We start from the raw sequence: 22,624 nt of genomic DNA on the forward strand, positions 1-22,624 counted from the left end.
GGCGGCGGTCGATCTCGATGTGCCCGCTGCGCGGGCTACTCGATCAGCAGGCAGTCGGCTGGTCGAGTAGCCCCGGAGGGGCGTATCGAGACCGACCGGCTCCGGGTGCTGGTGGACCTACTGGGAAGAGACCCCCGCCTCCTCGCTGGTCGAGTAGCCCCGAAGGGGCGTATCGAGACCCACGTCTCCCAGAAGCCGCGTCTCGTCCCCGCCCTGCGCCGGCACCGAAGGCGCCCCTCCGCTCGATACGGCCGCCACGCGGACTGCTCGATGAGCAGGGGGGACGACCAGTCCCGGGCACGCCCCCCGCAACGACAGCGCCGCCCCCGTCGGGTCGACGGGGGCGGCGCGGGTGCTCGGGCCGGCGAGGGGCCGGTCAGTGCGTCACGGGGTGCAGGGCTGCGTTCCGACGGGGTCGGCGCCCGAGTTGGAGCAGCTCAGCGTGTTGCCCTCGGTGGTCCACTTCGACGGCTGGTGGAGGTACACCGGCGCCGACGTCGAGCCGACGGCGAGGTTGCCGTCGATCGAGTTGTCGTTGCCCGAGCCGTCGGCGCGCGTGATGACCTGGTAGCCGTACGTCGTGCCTCCTGTGGCCGTGTTGCCGCTGACCCGCCATCCGTTGCCCGACACGAGGACGAGCGAGGCCACGTCGGAGTCGAGGCGCGACCCGGCCGAGACCGTGTTGCCGAGGATCGACCCGTCGAGGGTACCCTCCTTCGCCTCGATCGGCTCGGCTCCCGTGTCGCTGATCGTGTTGTCGATGATCGAGATGCGGGCGGAGCGGTCGGGGTCGCAGTCGTTGTACTTGCACCAGTTGCGGTCGGAGGTGCCGATGTAGACGCCCTCGCCGAACTTGGCGGTCACGAGCCCTGTGCGGCGGATCGTCGTGCCGGTGATCAGGGAGTCGGTCGTCTGGCTGCGCAGGTGCACCGCCTCGTAGCCGATCCCGGTCACCGTCAGCCCGGCGATGGTCACGCCCTCGCTCTCGAGCACCTGGACGCCCTGGAAGGAGTCGCGCACCGTGAATCCGGTGAGGTGGACGTCCTCGACGTCGTTGAGCATCAGTGCGGTTCCCGAGGAGATGCCCCCCGAGGTCACGACGGCGTCGGGGGACCCGCAGAGCCAGACGTCCTTCTTCTTCCGCAGCGCGAACTCGCCGGTGTACTCGCCGTCGGCGAGGCGGATCACGTCGCCGGAGCCCGCGGAGCGGAGCGCCGAGTCCAGCTCGCCGGAGTCGGAGACCGTCGTGGTGGGGGCGGGGCAGTCGAAGGCCGCGCTCACGGCGGCGCGCTGCGAGCGCATCGCGTTCGTCGTCGAGACGGACTCGTTCAAGCGGGCGCGGCTGCCGGAGCCGTCGACGCCCTCGACCCAGTAGCGGTAGGCCTCGTCGGCGGAGGCGTCCTCGTCGCGGTAGAGGCGCACGGGGTCGGCGACCGAGGCGAGCTTCCGCTCGTCGGAGCCGTCGGCCTTCGAGCGGAAGACGTCGTAGGACTCGGCGCCGGAGGAGAGCGGTGCGTTCCACGCGACCGCGTAGCCGTCGACCAGCGGAGCGAGCGTCACTCCGCCGACCGCGAGCCCGTCGGCCGAGAGCACGAACGCGTCCACGATCAGGTTCTTCCCCGAGGACTTCGGGTTCTTCTTCCCGGTGAACGAGACGGTCACGGTGTGCCTGCCCTGGTCGAGGCCGTTCTTCTCGAAGACGGGGACCTGGTACTCGGCCTTCGGGCTGTAGCGGTCCACCGCCGTCGCCGGTCCTCCGTCGATCGAGACGCTGGCGATGCCGGAGGAGGAGGTCGTGCGGCTGAGCCAGCGGAAGGACGTGCCGATGAAGTCGAACGAGACGGAGCCCGCCGAGGTCAGGTACTTCATCGACCCTCCGCTGTCGCCACCCTTCAGGTCCTTCCAGCGTCCCTTCCACACGAGGACGGGGTCGGTCTCCTCGGCGACGAGCGGAGCGGTCGCGGACGGGGTCAGCGCCGGTCGGGCGGGCGTGGACGGGTCGCTCGTCGGGACCTCCGGCTCGTCGGTCGGGGTCGGTGCGTCGGAGGGGGTCGGCTCGGGAGTCGATCCGTCGCCGCGGACGATGTCGAACGCGTCGATGACGAGGTTCTTGTCCTTCGAGGCCGCGGCCCGCGTGCCGGTGTACGAGATCGTCACCGTGTGCTGCGCGTCCGGCAGGCCGCTCCGCGAGAACACCGGCACCTTGTACTTCGCGGTGGGGCTGTAGCGGTCGACCGAGGCGATGTCGTCGCCGTCGAGCGAGACGGAGGCGATGCCCGCGTAGGAGGTGGTGCGGCTGATCCAGGTGAACCCGGTGCCGCGGAACGTGAGCGTGACCGATCCCGCGCGGTTGAGGAAGCGGATGCCGCCGGCGCTGTCGCCGCCGGACATGGTGCGCCAGGGCCCGTCGTAGACGAGGGCGGGATCGCCCTCCTGCACGCGGACGGTGTTCCCGGCGCCGGGGTCCAGGGTGTCGGCCGAGGCGGCCTGGGAGACCAGGGGAGTGACGAGCAGGGCGAGTGCCGCGACGAGGGCCCCGACGACGACGCCGCGGCGTCGACGCGCCGGGCGGCTCCGCTCGCGGGGGAGAGTGTGCGATGAGGGGTTCACGGGTGGCTCCGGGGGCTCGAGGGGGCTCAGGGGGCGTGCAGGGGACGTACGGCGGGAGCGGGACGAGCCCTGTGCGGACTCCCCGGCTGCCCTCGACGCCGGTTCGCGGCGCCGCTGCCCGCAGGGACGGGCAGACGGGGGATCGCTGCGATCCGGGCGGGCGGGAACCGGCCGGGGCTCGACGGCGAGAGGATGCGGTGACGGACGAGGAGGAGGATCCGGGCTTCGGGGTGGGGCCGCGGGAACGCCTCCACACTACCCGTGACCGCTGTCCCACTCCTTGGGGGTACGAGCCGATACAGTCCGACGTGACGGAGAATTCATCTCCCCGATTCATCGGCGAAACATCCGCTGAGATAACGTCATGAGACCCTCGCGCCGAATCCCCGGGATCAGTGGCGCCGGTGGGTCGAACGAGCACGACAGGATCACGAGGGGCGGCGATGGACGGGATCACGACCGGCACCGCCTCGGCGGGCGCCCCGGCGCCCACCCCGTCCCGACGGACGAGCGGACACCGGGCCGAGCGCGTCGTCCGCGCCGTTCCGCGCTGGTGGTTCCTGCTGCGGCGGGTCCTCCTCGTGCCCCTGATCGCGCTCGCGCTGCTCGGTGCGGGGATCCCGCTCTACGTGACGCCCCCCATCGAGCGGATCCCCGAGCAGGCCGACGCCGTCTTCGTCCTCGGCCCCTCCACCCGGGCCCGCGTCGAGTACGCGCGCCGCATCATCGAGTCGGGAGCCACCGAAGTGATGGTGCTGTCGGTCGGCCCCGAGGAGATGCAGGCCGACTACGAGGACAAGAAGTACAAGAAGTGCAACGAAGAGGGCGGCGACGTCCTCTGCTACGCGGCCGAACCGCTGACCACCCAGGGCGAGGCGCGGCAGCTCGAGCGGATGGCCGAGGAGTACGGCTGGGACTCGGTGATCGTGATGACGAACGAGCCGCACATCGTCCGCGCGCGGATGATCATGGAGCGCTGCTACTCGGGAGAGATCTCGATGATCCCCTCGAACGAGCCCATGGGGTTCGACTACCTGATCGGCCAGTACTTCTACCAGACCGGCGGATTCCTGAAGGCGTTCTTCGTCACGAACACCTGCTGAGCGCTGCGATAGTGTTCATGCGCGTCGCGCCGAGGTGCCTCGCGAGGACGTCCGGAGCACTCCCGGGGAACGCCCGGCCGGCGGATCGCCCCGCCCGGGCGACGCGACAGACCCCGACCCGCACCCGAAAGGCCCGCCTGTGACGCAAGCACGCTCGATCTTCGCCGTCGGACGAGGACAGTACGAGAACATCGGCGACATCATCCTCCGGCGCCAGCTCCTCGACTGGCTGCGCGAGGCCGGGCCGATGCACGTCTACGTCGGTCACTCGCCGTGGGGCTACGACGACGGCCTGCGCCTGGGCCCGGACGACACGGTCTACCGCTCGCTCGTGCGCTGGTACGCGGCCCTCGCCCGCGAGGCGCTCGCCGGTCGTGCGCACTCGGTCTTCAAGCCGGGCGAGATCCAGCTGACGCTGATCGGCATGAAGGAGCACCTGGTCATGCTCCCCGGGATCGCCCTCGTGCGCCTGGGCGGCGGCAAGGTCATCCGAGCCGGAGTCGGCACGAGGAACTTCGCCCCGCTGCCGCGCGCGATCATGTGGCCCTCGATGGCCCTCTCGAGCTACACCCGCTGGCGCGACGACCGCACCGCCTCGTACATGCGGGTGGGAGCGGCGATGCCGGACCTCGGCTACGGCGAGGGCGCGACGGACGACGAGATCCGCTCGTTCCTGCAGGAGCCGGAGGATGCGCGCCGCATCCTCGTCCTCTCCCTCCGCGAGGACCACGAGGTCGACGCGCGTCCCTACCCCCGCAAGGAGTGGCTGGACGCCATCGCCGCCTACGCGCAGCGCGAGGACCTCGACATCCACGTGGTCACGCAGGTCGCGGTCGACTCCGACCGGTCGCGCCGCCTCGCCGCCGACCTCGGCGCCGAGCTCCTGGACTGGGACCCGAGCGACACCCACGACCAGCACGAGGTGAAGCTCCGCGAGCTCTACCGCCGCACGCGCATCGCCCTGAGCGACCGCCTGCACGTCATCATCATGGCGTTCACCGAGGGCGCGGTCCCCGTCAGCCTGCAGATGGACTCCTCGACCAAGGCGTCCCGCCACTTCGAGACGATCGGCGTCGACGGCGTCACCCTCGACATGTCGAAGGCGCGCCCCGAGGACGCGGTCGAGTTCCTCGGCGCCGTCGCCGGCCGGCGTCGCGAGCTGCTCGAGGCGCTGCTGGAGGCCCGCGGTCGCCTCCGCGGCGTGCGCGACGACATCCAGTCGCTCCTCCGCACGCCCAGCCGGGGGAGCCGCGCCCGCGGTGCCGCCGCGAAGCGCCCGGTCTACCACGTGGGCCGCAGCGGCGAGGTGCCCGGGGGCATGACCCAGGTGGTGAACGGTTACCTGGCCTGGCCCTTCGAGCGCTCCGAGGTCGGAGTGATCTCGTCGCGCACCGCTCCCGGTGAGCACGTGGCGGGGGCCCGCCTGGCGGCGTCGGCCGCCGCGCGGATCGTGGCGCTCGCGCGGCGCGAGCCGCAGGCCGTCGTCGTCGTGCACCTCTCGGAGCGGGGCTCGTTCCTGCGCGAGGGATCGCTCCTGCGCCTCGCGCACCGTCTGGGCCTGCGCACCGTCGCCCACCTGCACGGCAGCGAGTTCGCCGCGTTCACCCGCGCGCACCCGTCGCTGGTGAAGAACGTGCTGCGGAGCGCGGACGAGGTCATCTCGCTCTCGGAGGAGACGTCCGAGATCTGCCGGCGCTACGCGCCCGCCGACCGCGTGCACCTCGTGCCGAACGCGATCGAGAAGGGGACGCCGTCGGCCAAGACCGACACGGTCGTCTTCGGAGGGGTCGTCAGCCGGCGCAAGGGCGTCGACGTTCTGCAGAAGGCCTGGGCCGATCTCGCGAAGGGCGACACGTGGCGCCTGCTCGTCGCGGGTCCGATCCGCGAGGAGGAGATCGTCGACCGGAGCATCCCCGGCATCGAGTTCCTCGGCTCGCTCGAGCACGACCGCCTGCTCGACCTGCTCGACGAGGCGGCGATCGCGGTGCTGCCTTCGCGCGACGAGGCCATGCCGATGTTCATCCTCGAGGCGATGGCGCGCGACGCCGCCGTCGTCTCGACCGCCGTCGGCGGGATCCCCGAGGTGCTGTCGGAGGGTGTCGGCTCGGTCGTGCCCGCGGGCGACGCCGCGGCCCTCGCCTCCGCGCTGCGCGAGCTGATCGACGACGCCGAGGCGCGGGCGCAGATGGTCGAGCGGGCCGCGCGCCGGTTCGACGAGCGATTCTCGGCGACCGCGGTCTTCCCGCGGGTCGAGGAGGTCTGGCTCGGCACCGTCGCGCGTTGACCCGGCGGGGTGCGCGGTCGGGCTCGACCGCGCACTCGCGGGGACCGGGAACTCGCCGGGGATAAGGCTGGGGAAGAGGCGCCGGGCGCTCGTGCGCCGGGCGGGGGCGTAAAATCGTCGTGCCTGCGGGATCCGGCGGGTCCGCCCGCGGCCGACGCCCGCACCGGACCGCATCCCGCCGCACCGTGAGGCGGACCGCCCCGCATCCTCCGCCGACCGCACCACCAGAGAGGCTCGATCGTGGCCGAAGCCGCCGACACCGCCCGGACGACGAGCCGCACCTGGCTCCTCCCGCTGGGTCGCGCGATCGTCGCCGCCGTCGCCGGATGCACGGTCACGTTCTCGCCCGACCACAGCCCCGTCCTGGGCCTCGCCGTGTTCGCGGGCTTCGCGCTGCTCACGGGCGCGCTGTCGCTCCTCCTGGCCCTGCGCACCCTGACCGGACCGGGTCGCGCTCCCGCGCTCGTGTCGGCCGGAGTGACGCTGCTCGCGGGAGTGCTCGCGCTGGTCGCGCTGCCCGTCCCGTCGCTGATGCTGTTCATCGCCCTCGTCTCGGGCTGGGGCCTCGTCGCGGGCACCTTCGAGTTGGTCTCCGGGCGCCGCCGCAGCGGACTCGCCGCGCGCGACTCCGTCGTCGTCGGAGCCGGGACGCTCCTGCTCGGAGCGGCCTTCGCGCTCCTCCCGCCCCATCCCGTCGTCTCGGTGGGGCTCCTCGGCGCCTACGCCGTGATGGTCGCCGTCTACCTCGGGATCGCCGCGTTCTCGCTCAAGTGGGCGGGCGCCTCCGACGCCGTCGCGCCCTCCACCCCGACCACCGGAGGAGACCGATGACCGCCGAAGGCCCCACCCCCGACTCCGGCTCGACCCCGGGCGCCGACGACGAGCACTTCACGCCCCGCACGTTCCAGCCCACCCGCAAGGATCGTCTGCGCCCGCTCGAGCTGATCGGCTTCTCGGCCGTCATGGCGCTCTTCGTCGGCGGCGTGGTGCTGCTGTCGACCCGCGAGATCGTGGTGGCGCTGATCTCGTTCGGAGTGACGTTCATCGTCGTGCTCGTCGCGATCGCGATGTTCTCGCTCACCTTCAAGCCCGACGGCGCCGAGATCGCCGACATCGACGAGCAGGACCGCGGGCACGGGGCCTGATCCCCGTCGCGGTCCCGTGACCGCCTAAGCACCTCCTGATCGCGGCGGTGTCGGAGGTGCGCGTTAGCGTGCCGCCGTGGCTGAGCAGATCGGACGATGGTGGCGGCGCCGGCGCTTCTCGCGCGGCGTCGAGGTGCCGTACGCGGTGGGCACCTACCGGGAGGCGTGGCGGTCGTACCCGGTGCTCGTACGCCAGTACCGGCCGGAGTACAACGAGGGCATCGTCCTGAGCCAGATCCCGCCGGCCGCCGATGTCTACCTCTGCTGGCTCTGCGACACGGGTCACCTGTTCGTGGCGACGCCCGAGGAGCAGCGGATGCGGCCGGGGCGCGAGCGGCGGCGCTCGTCGTGGTGCCCGGACTGCGCCGAGGCGGCGGCTCCCCGAGGGCCGCGGGCGGCGCCGATGCGGGAGGACGTGGGGGAGCCGATGGTGGTGGCGCTCGCCCGGGCGGCGTCGGCGGGGCGCACGGCGTCACCTGCTGCCTCTGCGGCTGCTGCTCCCGTGCGCGCTGTCGCCCCGCGCCCCTCCTCCCGTCGCCCTCCGCGGCTCTGCTCGAAGACGCCGGATCTGCCCGTCGGCGAGCCGTTCGCGAGCCGCTGCGCTCCTCCGCCCGCCTCTGCCGTCGAGGCGCGACTGCGGGCGCTGCTCGCCGAGCGCCTGCAGTTCGAACCGGGGCTCACGGCGGTGCGGCTGCGGCAGCCGTTCTTCGACCACCTCGAGGCGTGGCCCGATGTGGTGCTGGCCGAGCTGCGCGTCGCGATCGAGTACGACTCGACGGGTCGGCACGGGCTCGAGCACGTCGGGAAGCGCGAGGAGGCCGACCGGCGGAAGGACCGCGCTGTGAGGGCGGCCGGCTGGGAGGTGCTGCGCGTGCGGACGGGGAGGCTCGCTCCGCTCGGTCCGTTCGATCTGACCGCGTCGGCGGTCTCGCCGGCCCTCGCGGACCGGGTCCTCGAGCGGCTGCGCGAGATCCGCGGCCCGCTGCTCGTGGACGCGTGGTGCCGCTGACTCCGATGGTCGTCAGGTGCGCAGCGCCAGGGCCTCGCTGAACCAGCGGCGGTGAGTCGCCCACGGATCGGGCTCGCCCGCCCGCACCGTCTCGACGTGACGGTCGAGGGCGGGGCTCCGCGCGAACCACTCCGTGCGCTCGAGGCGCTCGGCGGCGAACTGCGCGTGCCGGTGCTGCTCGAGCGATCGACCGCCGCGCTCGAAGGCCAGCAGCTCCTCGTGCCGCAGCCGGTGCAGCCGCTGGCGCGGGTTCGCGCTCGTGCCGATCTTCAGCCGGTCGCCGAAGCGGATGTAGTACACCACCTCGACGCGCGGCGGCCCGAGCTCGCCGTCGGGCACCTCGCCGTGCCGCCACTCGCACGCGGCGCAGAGCCAGGCCGACGGCAGGCGGACGCCGAGCCGGGATCCGCAGACGGGGCACGGCGACGGCAGCGCGTCGACGACCCCGTCCTCGCGGGCGACCCAGTCGTGGGCGAGGCCGAGGTGCGCCGCGCACAGCGCGACGGGTGCGCCCGCCTCGGTCGGCAGAGCGCACCCGTCGATGCTGCAGGCGGTGACGGCGGCGGTGCGGCGGCGGGGCATGCCCCGACGCTACGCACGACCGCCGACACCGGCGCCTCCGTCAGTTCAGGCGGTCGACCAGGGCCGAGGCGGCGCCCGTGTAGCCCGCGGGCGTCAGCGCCAGCAGGCGCGCCTTCGCGGCCTCGCCGATGTCGAGACCGTCGACGAAGGCCGCGAGGTCCTCGGCGCCGAGGCGCTTGCCGCGGGTGAGGTCCTTGAGCATCGCGTAGGGGTCGGTGATCGAGGAGCGCCCGGCGGTCACCTCCGCGCGGATCACGGTCTGGATCGCCTCGGCGAGCACCTCCCAGTTGGTGTCGAGGTCGGCCGCGAGCGCGCGCGGGTCGAGGTCGATCTCGAGCAGGCCGCGCGCGATGTTGTCGAGGGCGAGCAGGGAGTGGCCGAAGGCGACTCCGATGTTGCGCTGCGTCGTCGAGTCGGTGAGGTCGCGCTGCAGCCGCGAGGTGACGAGGGTCTGCGCGAGGGAGTCGAGCAGTGCGCTCGAGAGCTCGAGGTTGGCCTCGGCGTTCTCGAACCGGATCGGGTTGATCTTGTGCGGCATGGTCGACGAGCCCGTCGCTCCGGCCTGCGGGATCTGCCGGAAGTAGCCGAGCGAGATGTAGGTCCAGATGTCCGTGCAGATGTTGTGCAGGATCCGGTTGGCGTGCGCGGCCTTGCCGTAGAGCTCGGCCTGCCAGTCGTGCGACTCGATCTGGGTGGTCAGCGGGTTGAAGTCGAGACCGAGCGAGGTGACGAACTCCTCGGCGAGACCGGCCCAGTCGACGTCGGGATCGGCGGCGAGGTGCGCGGCGAACGTGCCGGTCGCTCCGCTGAACTTGCCCAGGTACTCCGTGGCGTCGATCTGCGCGAGGACGCGCTCGAGGCGGTACGCGTAGACCGCGAACTCCTTGCCCATCGTGGTCGGCGTCGCCGGCTGGCCGTGCGTGCGGCTGAGCATGGACTCGTCGCGGTAGCGCACCGCCAGCTCGCGGAGGGAGTCGACGACCGAGCGGAGCTTGGGCTGCCAGATCTCGCCGACGGCCTGGCGCACGACGATCGCGTAGGAGAGGTTGTTGATGTCCTCGCTGGTGGCGGCGAAGTGGGTGAGCTCGGCGATGCGGTTCAGGCCCAGGTCGGCCAACCAGTGACGGACGAGGTACTCCACGGCCTTCACGTCGTGGCGCGTGGTCGCCTCGAGGGTCGCGAGCTCGTCGATCTCGGCCTGGCCGAAGTCGCGGGCGCGACGGCGCAGCTCCTCGGCCGTGGCGGCGTCGACGGGCTCGGAGCCGAACAGCCGTCGGTCGGTCAGGGCGAGCAGCCACTCGACCTCGACGTGCACCCGCGCCCGGTTCAGGCCCGCCTCCGAGAGGTACTCGCCGAGCGAGGAGACGGCGGAGCTGTAGCGGCCGTCGAGCGGGCTGAGCGGCTGGAGGGGGAGCGTCATGCGGTGGTGCCTTCCGGTTCTCGGGGGGAGTCGGTGAGGGACGCGCGGTTGCCGCGCAGTCCGGGTTCGATCTGGGCGAAGAGCGACTCGCAGGCCCGCTCGATGAGCGCGAGCACGGAGTCGAACGCCGCCGCATCGGAATAGTAGGGGTCGGGCACGTCGCCCTGCGGGGAGAGGCCCGGCTCGAAGGCGAGCAGCCGGCGGACCTTCTGGCGGTCGACGTCCGTCCGCGCCCAGGAGCGCAGGGCGCGCTCGTGACCGTGGTCGAGGGCGACGACCAGGTCGAACTCCCCGAACCGCGAGGGATCGAAGAGCTGGGCGCGGTGGCGGGCGCCGTCCAGGCCCCGTCGCTCGAGGGCGTCGAGCGCGCGGTGGTCGGCCTGCTCGCCGAGATGCCACTCGCCCGTGCCGGCCGACGTGATCTCGATGACCGAGCCGAGGCCTGCCCGCTCGGCCAGCGAGCGCAGGACGACCTCGGCCATCGGCGATCGGCAGATGTTGCCGGTGCAGACGAAGCACACGGCGAAGGCCGAGGGCGCGAGGGGGCGGGGGGTCACCCGCTCATTCTGGTGCACGAGGGCTCCCTCACACCCGGTCGGTCCGCTCCGTCCTCCCCCGAACCGACCCGGCGGTGCCCGGCCGCGCGGTCGTGTGGCGATGCTGGCTCCGCGGGGGCCCGATGACGGAGGCGAGCACGGTGATCGAGCACACGGCGCACGGGGCGGGGCCGCAGCTCCGCGCACTCGCGGAGAGGGTGGGCGAGCTGCGGGCGGAGGCGGCGGGGCTCGTCCCCGACGCCGACTGGGAGGACGCGGCGGCGAGGGGCTTCGCGGAGCGGGCGGCCCGGATCCTGGGCGATCTCGCGGTCCTCGAGGCGAGCGCGGCGATGCTCGCGGAGGGCGTGCGGTGACCGCGCGGGTCGAGACGCTCGAGCTCGACGAGCGGAAGCGGATGCTGAGCGTGCTCGGGGCGGGTCTCACCGAGTGCGCGGCCGGGGTCGACGCGGCGGCGCCGGCCGTCGCGCTCACCTCGCCGGAGCGCTCGGGCGAGCTCGGCCTCCTCGGCGCGCGGCTGCGCCTGCTCGCCCAGGAGGCGGACGTGCTGCGGGCGGCTCTGGCGAGCGCCGCTGCCGCGTACGAGCGGGCGGAGGAGCCGCCGCCGCTGCCACCCGGCTCCGCCCCCGTCGTCGCGGTGGTCGCCTTCGCGCGACGGGCGGAGGAGTCGCTCGGGCACCGCGCACCGACCGCGCTCGCGGACGCCGCGGCGCTCGTGCGCGCGACGACGGATGCGGTGCACGGTGTCGGAGCGGCACTGCTGGCGGGCGGCGACCGGGCCGCACTCGAGCAGGAGCGCGACGAGCTGGTTCGGGCGCTGCTCGGCGATCCGCTGGTGCTCGAGGGGATCCGCGCGCTGATCTCGACGATCGGGCTGGGGACCGAGATCGGGGTGCTGCTGCTGCCAGCACCGATCGCGGCCGCACTCGGCGCCCCGCCTGACGAGCGGGTGATCGGCACCGGCGTCGGCTCGGCGTCGGGGGTGCTCGTCGTGCTCGGGACGCTGCTGGGTGCGGTGCCCCCGCCGGGTGAGCGGCGGCTCCGTCTCGAGCGGGCGGATCCTCCGGCGCCGCCCTTCGGATCGGTCGCCGCCCCGCCGCGCGGCTGGGGCGAGCTCGCGGGGCGGGTCCCGCCGAGCGACCCGGACGGGCCGCAGGTCGTGATCGAGCGCTACGGATCGGAGTGGCTCGTCGCCGTCTCGGGGACGACCGACTGGAGCGGGGATCCCGCGCAGGCCTTCGGGGCCGCCGCGAACCTGCAGGCGATGAGCGGGAGCGCCGGGACCTCGGTGCAGGGGACGCTGGCCGCGATGGAGGCGGCGGGCGTGCCTCCGGGAGCGCCCGTCACGATCGTCGCGCACTCGCAGGGCGGGCTGATCGCGGCGCGCGTCGCGCAGTCGGGGCGGTACGACGTGCACGACGTCGTCGCCTTCGGCAGCCCGATCCGGGGTCTGGATCTGCCCGACGGCACCAGGACCGTGTCGGTCGAGCACTCGGACGATCTGGTGCCGGCCCTCGCCGGATTCGGGCGGACCAGCGCGCTGGAGCCGGGCGTCGTCCGCGTGGAGCGGGGGTCCGATCCCGCCGCGACGCTGCAGGAGGGCGCCGTGCCCGCGCACGCACTCCACTCCTACATCGCGACCGCGCAGACCCTCGACAGCGACCCGCGCCTGGCGGTCGCCGGTGCGGGGCTCTTCGCCCTGTGGCGCTCGGCACCCGACTCCCGGGTCGGCGTCCGCCTGACGACGGTGCCGGTCAGCTCTCGCGGCTCCGCAGGAACGGGCGCACGAGGAGCCCGATGAACCAGTTGACGATCGCGAGCACGAGGGCGCCGAGCACGCCCCACCAGAAGCCGTCCACCTCGAGTCCGAACCCGAACAGGCCGCTGACCCAGGCGGTCAGGAGCAGGAGCGCCCCGTTGACGAGGAACGAGATCAGCCCGAGCGTCAGCAGGTACAGCGGGAACGCGACCACGCGGATCACGCCGCCGACGACGGCGTTCACGACTCCGAAGATCACCGCCACGAGGAGGTACGTGAGGACGGCGGCGGTGGCCCCCTCCTCGTACGGAGCGACGCGCACCCCCGCCACCACGAGCGTGGTGAGCCAGATCGCGACGGCGTTGGTCAGGAGGCCGAGGAGGAGTCTGCGCATGCCTCCACTATCCCGGTCCGCGGGGCCGCCCGCGAGAGCCGGTGGGTCAGCGGGGGTCGTCGATCGACGGCGAGGGGACGGGCGGGCAGAGCGAGGGGTCGCTGCCGCAGTCGGGGATCGGATCGATCGGCGGCTGCCGGGTCGGAGTGGGCTCGGGCTGCTCCGGCGGTTCCGGCTGCGCCGGGGGCTGCGGCGGCGGCTCCGGCTGCGCGGGGGGCGCCGTCGGCTGCGGCTCGACGGGCGGCTCGGTCGGAGTCGGCTCCGGGGTGGGCTGCGCGGGTGGGGGAGTGGCCGCGGGCGGCTGGGGGGCCTGCGTGGCGCGCGGCGGGACTCCGCTGCCGGGAGGCGGGATCAGCGGGTCCCGCGCGTCCAGCACGGCGCGGGCCGGAGCGGCCAGACCGCCGCGGGCGGCGACGGCCGCCTCGAGCTCCCCCATCGCGGTGCGCAGTGCGGCTCGGCGGGCGCTGGACCCGGAGCCGGAGGCGAGGGTTCCGGCGCCGAGGCCCAGCACGCGGTCAGCGACGACCAGCTCGGCGTCGACGGCGGCATCGGAGGCCGCCATCAGCTCCTCGGTCGAGACGCCGGCGAGGGCGGCGGTGAGAGCGGGGACGGAGGCGAGGAGGTCGCCCCTGGCGCTGCCCTCGACCGAGCGGTCGGTGGCCGCGAGCAGGGCGAGCACGTCGTCGCGGACGCTCAGCGCCCGCTCCTTCGCCGCGGTGAACTCGGCCGGAGCGGTCACCTCGATCGACGTCTCGCGGGGCGTCGGAGGGGGACCGGCCGCGTCCTCCTGCGGGGTGCAGGCGACGAGCGCGAGGGTCAGCAGGCCCGCCCAGACGGCGGCGACGACGCGGTGAGGCGCCCGGTGCGCACCAGGGCACCGCTCGGTTCGCCGTCGACTCCGCATGACGGCACCTTATCGGGGGACAGGGCCACGATCGGCCCCCGAAGAAGGGAGGTTGCCGCGGGCCAGGGGGGTGTGTGTCCCCCCGCCGCCTACCATTGGCGGGTGACAGACCCGTCGGCCCCTCCCGTCCGCCTCCGCCCCGAGATCCTCGCCCTCCCGGCCTACCGCCAGGGTCGAGCGGCGGCCGCCGACGCGTTCAAGCTGTCCTCGAACGAGAATCCGTTCGATCCGCTGCCCTCCGTCCTGCACGAAGTGCACGCGGTGAGCGACTTCAACCGCTACCCCGATGCGGCGGCGACCGCCCTGCGGACGGCGCTCTCCGAGGAGTACGGCGTCGGTCTCGACGAGGTGATCGTCGGGGCCGGATCCGTCGCCGTCATCGCGCAGCTCATCAGCGCGGCGGCCGGAGCGGGCGACGAGGTCGTCTACGCCTGGCGCTCGTTCGAGGCGTACCCTTCCCTCGTCACCACCGCCGGAGCGACGAGCGTGCCCGTCCCGCTGCGCGCCGACGACACGCACGACCTCGACGCGATGGCGCTGGCGATCACCGAGCGCACCCGCCTGGTGATCGTCTGCAGCCCCAACAACCCCACCGGCACGATCGCGACCGCCGACGACGTCGAGGCGTTCCTCGAGCGGGTCCCGAGCGACGTCCTCGTCCTCCTCGACGAGGCGTACGCCGAGTTCGTCGACGACGAGCGCGCCGTCGACGGCACGGCGCTGCTCGGCCGGTACCCGAACCTGGTGATCGCCCGCACCTTCTCCAAGGCCTACGGGCTCGCCGGACTGCGCGTCGGCTACGCGATCGGCCACCCCCGGATCCTCGACGCCGCCCGGTCCACCGCGATCCCGCTCTCGGTGACCCGGTTCGCCGAGACCGCCGCCGTCGCGTCCCTCCGGCACCGCGAGGAGCTGCTCGAGCGCGTGCACCGCATCGTCGCCCTCCGCGACCGCGTGCAGCAGTCGCTCCAGGAGGCGGGCTGGACGCTGCCCGACTCGCAGGCCAACTTCCTCTGGTTCGACACGCGCGAGCAGACGGAGTGGGCCGCGGGCGTCTTCGAGCGGGCCGGCGTCGTCGTCCGGGCGTTCCCGCCGGAGGGCATCCGGGTCTCGATCGGCGAGGAGGAGTCTGTCGACAAGCTCCTCTCGGCGGCGGCCGAGATTGTGGGGTCCCTCCCGCAGGGGCATCCCGCGAGGCGGATAGGTTAGTCGGGTGGTAGTCACCAGCACGGAGTCGCCGACGGTCCAGTTCCTCACCGCGGACGGGCGCTTCGCCCCGACCCCCGCGGCAGAGCAGTACGCCTCCTTCCTCGACGGGATCGGCGAGGAGCAGCACCGCTCCTTCTACCGCGAGATGGCGGTGGTCCGGCGCTTCGACAAGGAGGCCGCGAACCTCCAGCGGCAGGGTCAGCTCGGGCTCTGGGTGCCCAGCCACGGCCAGGAGGCGGCGCAGGTCGGCTCGGCCTTCGCGATGCGCCCGCAGGACCACGTGTTCCCCTCATACCGCGAGCACGTCGTCGGCAAGATCCGCGGCATCGACCTGCTGAACGTCCTCGCTCTGCTGCGCGGCACCACGCACGGCGGCTGGGATCCCACCGATCCGGCGAACGGCAACTTCCACCTCTACACGCTCGTGCTCGGCTCGCAGGCGCTGCACTCCACCGGCTACGCGATGGGGCTGACCTTCGACGGGGCGACCGGCACCGGCGACCCCGAGAAGGACGCGGCGGTCGTCGTCTACTTCGGCGACGGCGCCTCGAGCCAGGGCGACGTCAGCGAGGCGATGGTCTTCGCCGCGAGCTACCGGACGCCCCAGGTCTTCTTCCTGCAGAACAACCACTACGCGATCTCGGTGCCCGTGGCGACGCAGTCGCGCAGCCCGCTCTACCTCCGCTCCTCCGGCTTCGGGATCCCCGGCGTGCAGATCGACGGCAACGACGTGCTCGCGAGCTACGCCGTCACCGCGAAGCACCTCCAGGACGCCCGCTCGGGCGGCGGCCCCCAGTTCATTGAGGCGCTCACCTACCGCATCGGTGCGCACACCTCGAGCGACGACCCCACGAAGTACCGCACCGACGACGAGCTCGCCTCGTGGATCGCGAAGGACCCGCTCACGCGCTTCGCCGCGTACCTGCGCTCCGAGGGCGTGGAGCAGTCCTTCTTCGACGAGGTCGACGCGGAGGCGGAGGACTACGCGTCCGACATCCGCCGCCGGCTGCTCGAGCTGGAGGCGCCGCCGGTCGACGTGATCTTCGACCACGTGTACTCGGAACCGCATCCGCAGGTGGCCGAGCAGAAGGCGTGGCTGCAGCGCTACGAGGACTCGTTCGGAGGCGACCCGCGATGACGATCGACACCAGCACCACGGCTGCCCAGCCGCACCTCTCCGAGGAGCAGCTCCAGTCGATGTCCATGGCCAAGGCGCTCAACGCCGGCCTCCGCCGCGCGATGACCGAGAACGACCGCGTCCTGCTGATGGGCGAGGACATCGGCCCCCTCGGCGGCGTCTTCCGCATCACCGAGGGACTGCACGCCGAGTTCGGACCGCAGCGCGTCCTCGACACCCCGCTCGCCGAGTCCGGCATCGTCGGGACCGCGATCGGACTCGCCATGCGCGGCTTCCGGCCCGTCTGCGAGATCCAGTTCGACGGCTTCATCTACCCGGCCTTCGACCAGATCACCTCGCAGCTGGCCAAGATGACCAACCGGCACGAGGGGCAGCTGAGCATGCCCGTCGTGATCCGCGTGCCCTACGGCGGGCACATCGGAGCGGTCGAGCACCACCAGGAGAGCAACGAGGCGTACTTCGCGCACACCGCCGGTCTGCGCGCGGTGAGCCCGTCCACGCCCAACGACGCCTACTGGATGATCCAGGAGGCCATCGCCTCGGACGACCCGGTGATGTTCTTCGAGCCCAAGAGCCGCTACTGGCCCAAGGGCGACGTCGACCTGCGCGCCTCCGCCGTTCCGCTGCACGCCTCCCGCGTCGTGCGACCGGGCACCGAGGTGACCGTCGTCGGCTGGGGCCCGATGGTGTCGGTGCTGCTCCAGGCCGCCGAGCTCGCGGGCGAGGAGGGGACGAGCATCGAGGTCGTCGACCTCCGCTCGCTCTCGCCGATCGACTGGGAGCCGCTGCTCGAGTCGGTGCGCCGGACCGGCCGCCTCGTCGTCGCCCAGGAGGCGTCCGCGAACGTGAGCCTCGGCTCCGAGATCGCGGCGACCGTCACCGAGCGCGCCTTCTACTCGCTCGAGGCGCCCGTGCTGCGGGTCGCCGGCTTCGACACCCCGTTCCCACCCGCCAAGGTCGAGAAGATCTTCCTCCCCGACGTCGACCGCGTGCTCGAGGCCGTCGACCGCTCCCTCGCGTACTGACGCGTCCGCGTCCCACCCGACGCGTCCGCGTCCCTCCAGCGTCAGAAAGCAGATCCCGACGATGACAGAGCAGTTCCTCCTCCCCGATGTCGGCGAGGGCCTCACCGAGGCCGAGATCGTGGCCTGGAAGGTCAAGGTCGGCGACGAGGTCGCCGTCAACCAGGTCCTCGTCGAGATCGAGACCGCGAAGTCCCTGGTCGAGCTGCCGTCCCCGTTCAGCGGCACCGTCGTCGACGTCCTCGTCGACGAGGGCCAGACGGTCGACGTCGGCACCCCGATCATCACCGTGCAGGCGGGAGCCGGCACCCTCGGGTCCGAGATCCCCGCGATCCCCGCCCACCCGGCGCAGGCGGCTCCGCCCGCCCCGTCGACGACCGAGCCCGGAGAGGGATCGGGCGCCGCGCTCGTCGGCTACGGCACCGCGGGCGGCCACGTCGCCACCCGTCGCCGCCGACCGCAGGGCGCTCCGGCCGCCGCGGCCCCCGCGCGCCCGGCCGCGCCGCCGCGCCCGACGTCGGTCCCCGCCGCGGCCGCGCTCCCCGTCATCGCGAAGCCGCCCATCCGCAAGCTCGCGAAGGACCTCGACGTCGACCTCCTCGAGGTGCAGGCCACCGGCCTCGCCGGCGAGGTCACCCGCGACGACGTCATCCGCCACGCCTCGCAGGCCAGCGTCTTCCGCAACATCCAGACCCCCGCCTGGGCCGACTCCCGCGAGGAGCGGATCCCGGTGCGCGGCGTCCGCAAGGCCATCGCCGCCGCGATGTCGCAGAGCGCCTTCACCGCGCCGCACGTCAGCGTCTTCGTCGACGTCGACGCCACGCGCAGCATGGAGTTCGTCAAGCGCCTGAAGAACTCGCCCGACTTCGCCGGCACCAAGGTGTCGCCGCTGCTGATCATGGCGAAGGCCATCATCTGGGCGGTCCGGAGGAACCCGACCGTCAACTCGGCGTGGACCGACTCCGAGATCATCGTGCGCCACTACGTCAACCTCGGCATCGCCGCGGCCACCCCCCGCGGACTGATCGTGCCGAACGTGAAGGACGCCCAGTCGATGAGCCTGCTCGAGCTGGCCCAGGCCCTCGAGAAGCTCACGCTCGACGCCCGCGACGGCAAGACGGCGCCCGCCGACATGCAGAACGGCACCATCACGATCACCAACATCGGCGTCTTCGGGATGGACACGGGCACTCCGATCCTGAACCCCGGCGAGGTCGCGATCATCGCGCTGGGCACGATCAAGCAGAAGCCGTGGGTCGTCGACGGCGAGGTCCGTCCCCGCTACGTGACCACGGTCGGCGGATCGTTCGACCACCGCGTTGTCGACGGCGACGTGGTGAGCCGCTTCGTGGCCGACGTGGCGAGCGTGCTGGAGGAGCCGGCGCTGCTGCTGGACTGAGTCCGATTCGACGAGGTCCTCGTCGATCGGCGCGCGGTCGGCTGTTCGAGTCGGGCGCGGTCGGCAGAGCGGAGTGCGTTCCGCTACGCGATCCGCTCGCACACGGATCGCCCCGTGGCGTCGCGTGGTCGGCTCGGCGAGGTGGTCCCGTTCTCCGGGGAGGGATGTGCTTCGCGCGCGGCGATACGCAGGCCTGCTGGTCGAGTAGGCGCCGGAAGCGGCGTATCGCGACCCGCCGTCGCCGGGAGCCGCGGGTGCCCACGCACCCTGGTTCACATTCGATCGATGGGCGCGACGCGACGCGGGTTTCCGCGGTCGCTTGCTCACAAGGGTGGCGGCGGGTCGGCGAACCGCGGGCCCGAGCCCGGCGGGGCGCCGGCGACCGGGCCCGGGCGGGTCGTGACACGGCGTCCGGTGGGGGTGGTCCAGTCGGCGGTGCCGTCGGGGTGGAGGACGTAGGTCCAGCGGTCGCCGTGGCGGACGTGGTGGTGGGCGACGCAGAGGGAGGCGAGGTTGCGGAGGGCGGTCTCGCCGCCATGGCGCCACTCGACGGCGTGGTCGGCCTCGGTGCGCGACGCGGGACGGGTGCAGCCGGGGAAGCGGCAGGTCTGGTCGCGCAGCTGCAGGTGGAGGCGCATCCCCGGGGGTGGGACGCGCAGCGTGCGGCCGACGGAGACGACGGTGCCGGCACCGGGATCGGTCGCGACGCGAGTGAAGGAGGCGCCGCCGGCGACCAGCTCCCGGGCGACATCGGCCGGCACGGGGCCGTAGCCGTCGAGGTCTGCGGGGGAGTCGTCGAGACCGGCGGCGGTCGTGGCGGGGAGGGTCAGGCGGATCTCGGCGCGCACCCCGGGGACGAACGTGGGTGCACCGGGCTCGCCGGGCGAGGTGCCCGACACGTCCCCGTCGCACAGCAGGCCGGCGAGGGCGTCGGCGCGCAGTTGCGCGAGGGTGCGGTCGTCGCACGGCTCGTCGCGGCGCTGGTCGCCGTGCTCACCGGCGCCGGCGCGGCCCTCGCGGAGGGTCCGCGCGAGCCGGTCGAGGCGGGCGAACGCTCCGATCGCGGTGGGAGCGGGGAGGAGCGCGGACAGGGTCGCCATGCCGTCGATCTCCGGCGTGATCCACACGGCCCGGTCCTCACGGGCTCGCCGGTGGCGCTCGGCGAGGGGCTGCTCGTGCAGCTCCTCCCGGAGTCGCGCCAGGGCTCGCCGCAGCTGGGTGGGGGTCAGGGAGACGGCGAGACGGGCTGCGCGCTCGTCGAACGCGGCCCGCGAGGCGACGGGCAGCGTGGCGGCGACGGCGCAGACGATGCGGCCCGACTCCCAGAGGATGCGCGCTCCGGCCAGCGCGGCCCTGGTCATCGGCAGATCCTCGACGAGCAGCCGCGCCTGCTCCAGTGAGCGCGAGGCGGACGCCTCCGAGACCCTGAGGGCGACCGCGAACTCGGCTCGGATCGAGCGCTCCACGAGATCGCTCGACTCGCTGCGCGACCGGCCTCGGGAGAACGCCTCGGGGTGCTCGAGAGCTGCGCGGTAGCCCGCGTACAGCTCCTCGGCCGCGGCGAGGTGGAGCGGTGCAGCCGAGCGGGCGAGCGCGGCGGCGCGGTCGCCGCGCCCGCGGACCTCCGCGAGCACCGCTTCCGTCGTACCGATCTCCGTCATGCGAGCAGTGAAGCGTCGACCACTGACATTCCCTCGACTTCTCGGCGCGGAGGTGGCGCGTCCGGGATTAGAGCCCCAGCCCGAACTCCGCGTCCAGTGCATCGAGCTCCGCCGCGGCCGCCACGTGCAGCCGCGCCTTCTCGGCCGCGGGCAGCCACGACGCGTCCACCCCGGTCAGCGCCATCGCGCGCAGCTGCGCGTGCGTCGCTCCGATCGGCCCCGCGGCGATCCGGTACTCGTCGGCGAGCGTCGTCGGGAACATCCCCGGGTCGTCCGAGCAGGGGGTGACGCGTAGACCGGCGTCGAGCATGGCGCGGATGGAGGCGCGGCGCCACGGGCGCCAGGAGCGGCGGGAGGTGGTCGACGCGACGGTGAAGACCACTCCGTCCTCGCGCATCCGCTCGACGACGGCCGGGTCCTCGAGCACGAAGTAGCCGTGGTCGATGCGGTCGCAGCCCAGCAGATCCAGGCAGGTGATCGTGTTCGCGGCGGTGGGGGCGTGCTCGGAGGAGTGCGCGGTGCGGCCCAGACCCGCTCGTCCGGCCAGGGCGTACGCGTCTGCGAAGCGCTCGGGCGGGCCGGCGGTCTCGAGGTTGTCGAGGCCGATGCCGGCGACGTACTCGTGCGGGGAGTCGACGACCTGCCGCACGAGGGCGAGGGCCTCCTCGCCGCTGCGGCTGCGGTCGATTCCGGCGATCATCCGCCCGGTCATGCCGAAGTCGCGCTGGGCCGCGCGGATGCCGTCGGCGTACGCCTCGACGCTGCCGCGGTACCCCAGGCCCGCCAGGTGCTCGGGGACGGCGTCGAAGAAGAGCTCGAGATGACGGGTGCCGCTGCGGTGGTGCGCGTCCTCGAAGGCCTCGTAGACGATCCGCGTCAGGTCCTCGGGCGAGCGGAGCACCTGCACCACCCACTCCGACGCCTGGAAGAGCGAGTACGAGACCTCGGGCTCGCCGGCCGAGCGTCCCTGCGGCACCGGCACGACAGTGTCGCGGTAGAGCGCGGGGTCGGGCGGGAGGGAGTTGATGTCGGCGAAGATCCGCTCGGGGTCGGCGGGCAGCGCGAGGCCCTCCCGGCGGGCGAGCTCGGCGAACGTGCTCGCGCGCACGGTCCCGATCAGGTGGCAGTGCAGGTCGACCTTGGGGATCCGACGGATCCACTCGTCGGGGACGGCGCCGGCGGCGGCGGTCGGGGCGGCGGTCTCGGTGCTCATGGCGGTCTCTCCGGGTGGTGCGGGCGGTGCAGGGTGGAGGGCCCGTGCGCGGCGCGGCGGCCGCGCACGGGCGGGCCGCCTACTGGGCGGTGACCTCGCGGGCGAAGCGGTCGACCCACTCCGAGCGGGTGGGGACGAGCTCGGTCGGGTCGAGGGTCTCGTAGCCGGCGGCCGTGGGGTCGGCGGCGATGTCGCCGACGACGGCGGTGATCGACTCCGGGACCTGCGCGGCGAGGTTGACGGGCAGGTCACCCACGATCTCGGCGGAGGAGGTCTGCGCCTCGACCGAGAGCAGGTAGTCGATGAACTGCTCGGCGGCGTCGGTGTTCGCGGCGCCCGCGGGGATCATCGCGCGGTTGGTCGCCATGTAGCGGCCGGTCGCGGGAGGGGTCCAGCCGATGGGCTCGCCCGAGGCGACGAGGTCGGTGGCGAAGCCGCTCAGCGCGTCGGCGGCGGTGATCTCGCCCTGCGTCAGCAGGTTCGTGACCTCGGTGGAGGAGCTGTAGAACTGCAGCACGCCGGGAGCCCAGCCCGACAGGGTGTCGAGCGCCGTGTCGATGTCGTAGGGGCCGTCGCCGTAGGTGGCCGCGACTCCGCTGATCATCAGCTGGCCCGCGGTGACCGAGATGTCGGGCAGCGCGACGCGCCCGGCGTTCGCGGAGTCGCCGTAGAGCTCCCAGTCGGCGGCCTGCTCGGCCGAGAACGCGTCGGTGGAGTAGAGCGTGCCGTTGAGCTGGTAGCTGTAGGCCGGGCCGAGGTAGACGTCCTCCTTAGCGAAGTCGGCGATGTCCGCGATCGCGGGCACGGCGTCCGCGTCGACCTGCTCGAAGAGGTCGTCCTCCTGGCCGAGTGCGGCGTAGTAGTCGCTGATGAGCATCACGTCGACGCCGGGGTCGTCGCCGCCCGCGAGCTGCAGCTGCGAGAGCCGGTCGGAGTTGGAGCCGGTCTCGACCTCGACCTCGATGCCCGTCGCCTCGGTGAAGGGGTCGATGACCGCCTCCTGGAACTGCTCGACGCCGAAGGGGAAGGTGCTGACGACGAGCGTCTCGGAGGCGCCTTCGGACTCCGAGGAGTCGGAGCCGCCGGAGCAGCCGGCGAGGGCGAGGGCGCCGATGACGGCACCGGCGGTGAGGGCGACGGCGCGCCGGGGTGTGGTGCGGGACATGGCGGTTCCTTTCGAGAGGTGCTGCGGAGGGGAGCTGCTGGGGAAGAGGAGGA

20 protein-coding genes are annotated in these 22,624 nt (G+C 73.2%); 11 read left to right on the forward strand and 9 right to left on the reverse strand.

What is annotated here, in order from left to right:
- Positions 1 to 384 precede the first annotated feature (384 nt).
- A complete protein-coding gene (locus ASF48_RS02580; protein WP_055785917.1) occupies positions 385 to 2,610 on the reverse strand; it encodes a right-handed parallel beta-helix repeat-containing protein in 2,226 nt (741 codons plus the stop codon).
- Positions 2,611 to 3,053: 443 nt separating this feature from the next.
- On the opposite strand from ASF48_RS02580, the gene ASF48_RS02585 reads away from it, so the two are divergent.
- From ASF48_RS02585 to ASF48_RS02605, 5 genes are all read left to right on the forward strand, one after another.
- A complete protein-coding gene (locus ASF48_RS02585; RefSeq protein WP_055785921.1) occupies positions 3,054 to 3,713 on the forward strand; it encodes a YdcF family protein in 660 nt (219 codons plus the stop codon).
- 139 nt (positions 3,714 to 3,852) lie between these two features.
- Positions 3,853 to 5,997 (forward strand): glycosyltransferase family 4 protein, encoded by a 2,145-nt coding sequence (locus ASF48_RS02590; protein WP_055785926.1) that lies wholly within the window; start codon positions 3,853 to 3,855, stop codon positions 5,995 to 5,997.
- Between the two features lie 240 nt (positions 5,998 to 6,237).
- The gene (locus ASF48_RS02595; RefSeq protein ID WP_055785928.1) at positions 6,238 to 6,828 is read left to right on the forward strand and encodes a DUF308 domain-containing protein; all 591 of its coding nucleotides are present in this window, start codon (positions 6,238 to 6,240) and stop codon (positions 6,826 to 6,828) included.
- Positions 6,825 to 7,142, forward strand: a complete 318-nt coding sequence (locus ASF48_RS02600) for a hypothetical protein (RefSeq protein WP_230672329.1) — start codon at positions 6,825 to 6,827, stop codon at positions 7,140 to 7,142. Before ASF48_RS02595 ends, ASF48_RS02600 begins: the two co-directional genes overlap by 4 nt.
- A gap of 76 nt (positions 7,143 to 7,218) precedes the next feature.
- Positions 7,219 to 8,151, forward strand: coding sequence for a hypothetical protein (locus ASF48_RS02605; protein ID WP_055785931.1), 933 nt, complete (start codon positions 7,219 to 7,221; stop codon positions 8,149 to 8,151).
- Positions 8,152 to 8,163: 12 nt separating this feature from the next.
- On the opposite strand, the gene ASF48_RS02610 is transcribed toward ASF48_RS02605, so the two are convergent.
- From ASF48_RS02610 to ASF48_RS02620, 3 genes are read right to left on the reverse strand one after another with little or no spacing between them, the layout of a single operon-like run.
- Positions 8,164 to 8,733, reverse strand: a complete 570-nt coding sequence (locus ASF48_RS02610; protein WP_055785934.1) for a GIY-YIG nuclease family protein — start codon at positions 8,731 to 8,733, stop codon at positions 8,164 to 8,166.
- A gap of 40 nt (positions 8,734 to 8,773) precedes the next feature.
- The gene (gene purB, locus ASF48_RS02615) at positions 8,774 to 10,153 is read right to left on the reverse strand and encodes an adenylosuccinate lyase (RefSeq protein WP_055785937.1); all 1,380 of its coding nucleotides are present in this window, start codon (positions 10,151 to 10,153) and stop codon (positions 8,774 to 8,776) included.
- Positions 10,150 to 10,710 carry a low molecular weight protein-tyrosine-phosphatase gene (locus ASF48_RS02620; protein ID WP_200930954.1) on the reverse strand — a complete coding sequence of 187 codons (561 nt, stop codon included), beginning with the start codon at positions 10,708 to 10,710 and terminating at the stop codon, positions 10,150 to 10,152. The genes purB and ASF48_RS02620 overlap by 4 nt, the downstream gene beginning before the upstream one ends.
- Positions 10,711 to 10,850: 140 nt before the next feature.
- Between ASF48_RS02620 and ASF48_RS19605 the strand changes: the two genes are divergently transcribed.
- Together ASF48_RS19605 and ASF48_RS02630 are read left to right on the forward strand one after the other, a co-directional pair.
- On the forward strand, positions 10,851 to 11,063 hold the full coding sequence (locus ASF48_RS19605) for a hypothetical protein (RefSeq protein ID WP_162238017.1): 213 nt from the start codon (positions 10,851 to 10,853) through the stop codon (positions 11,061 to 11,063).
- A complete protein-coding gene (locus ASF48_RS02630) occupies positions 11,060 to 12,508 on the forward strand; it encodes an alpha/beta hydrolase (RefSeq protein WP_055785944.1) in 1,449 nt (482 codons plus the stop codon). The genes ASF48_RS19605 and ASF48_RS02630 overlap by 4 nt, the downstream gene beginning before the upstream one ends.
- Here the strand turns inward: ASF48_RS02630 and ASF48_RS02635 are convergent.
- Together ASF48_RS02635 and ASF48_RS19230 are read right to left on the reverse strand one after the other, a co-directional pair.
- Positions 12,462 to 12,860 (reverse strand): phage holin family protein, encoded by a 399-nt coding sequence (locus ASF48_RS02635; protein WP_055785948.1) that lies wholly within the window; start codon positions 12,858 to 12,860, stop codon positions 12,462 to 12,464. The genes ASF48_RS02630 and ASF48_RS02635 overlap by 47 nt on opposite strands.
- Before the next feature lie 46 nt (positions 12,861 to 12,906).
- Positions 12,907 to 13,764: a hypothetical protein gene (locus tag ASF48_RS19230; protein WP_055785951.1), complete on the reverse strand. Its 858-nt coding sequence runs from the start codon at positions 13,762 to 13,764 to the stop codon at positions 12,907 to 12,909.
- Positions 13,765 to 13,866: 102 nt separating this feature from the next.
- On the opposite strand from ASF48_RS19230, the gene hisC reads away from it, so the two are divergent.
- From hisC to ASF48_RS02660, 4 genes are all read left to right on the forward strand, one after another.
- Entirely contained in the window at positions 13,867 to 14,973 is a 1,107-nt protein-coding gene (gene hisC, locus ASF48_RS02645) for a histidinol-phosphate transaminase (RefSeq protein WP_055785954.1), read from the forward strand.
- A gap of 4 nt (positions 14,974 to 14,977) precedes the next feature.
- Complete coding sequence (locus ASF48_RS02650) at positions 14,978 to 16,111, forward strand: thiamine pyrophosphate-dependent dehydrogenase E1 component subunit alpha (protein WP_055785957.1); 1,134 nt, start codon at positions 14,978 to 14,980, stop codon at positions 16,109 to 16,111.
- 59 nt (positions 16,112 to 16,170) lie between these two features.
- Positions 16,171 to 17,136, forward strand: coding sequence for an alpha-ketoacid dehydrogenase subunit beta (locus tag ASF48_RS02655; RefSeq protein WP_372488142.1), 966 nt, complete (start codon positions 16,171 to 16,173; stop codon positions 17,134 to 17,136).
- Between the two features lie 61 nt (positions 17,137 to 17,197).
- On the forward strand, positions 17,198 to 18,532 hold the full coding sequence (locus ASF48_RS02660) for a dihydrolipoamide acetyltransferase family protein (protein WP_055785965.1): 1,335 nt from the start codon (positions 17,198 to 17,200) through the stop codon (positions 18,530 to 18,532).
- 323 nt (positions 18,533 to 18,855) lie between these two features.
- On the opposite strand, the gene ASF48_RS02665 is transcribed toward ASF48_RS02660, so the two are convergent.
- The 3 genes from ASF48_RS02665 to ASF48_RS02675 form a co-directional block, all read right to left on the reverse strand.
- Positions 18,856 to 20,193 (reverse strand): HNH endonuclease signature motif containing protein, encoded by a 1,338-nt coding sequence (locus ASF48_RS02665; protein ID WP_055785968.1) that lies wholly within the window; start codon positions 20,191 to 20,193, stop codon positions 18,856 to 18,858.
- A gap of 67 nt (positions 20,194 to 20,260) precedes the next feature.
- Positions 20,261 to 21,406, reverse strand: coding sequence for an adenosine deaminase family protein (locus ASF48_RS02670; RefSeq protein ID WP_235577173.1), 1,146 nt, complete (start codon positions 21,404 to 21,406; stop codon positions 20,261 to 20,263).
- 79 nt (positions 21,407 to 21,485) lie between these two features.
- Positions 21,486 to 22,571: an extracellular solute-binding protein gene (locus tag ASF48_RS02675; protein ID WP_055785971.1), complete on the reverse strand. Its 1,086-nt coding sequence runs from the start codon at positions 22,569 to 22,571 to the stop codon at positions 21,486 to 21,488.
- Positions 22,572 to 22,624 lie beyond the last annotated feature (53 nt).

Source organism: Rathayibacter sp. Leaf299 (assembly GCF_001423055.1).
GTDB lineage: Bacteria > Actinomycetota > Actinomycetes > Actinomycetales > Microbacteriaceae > Rathayibacter > Rathayibacter caricis.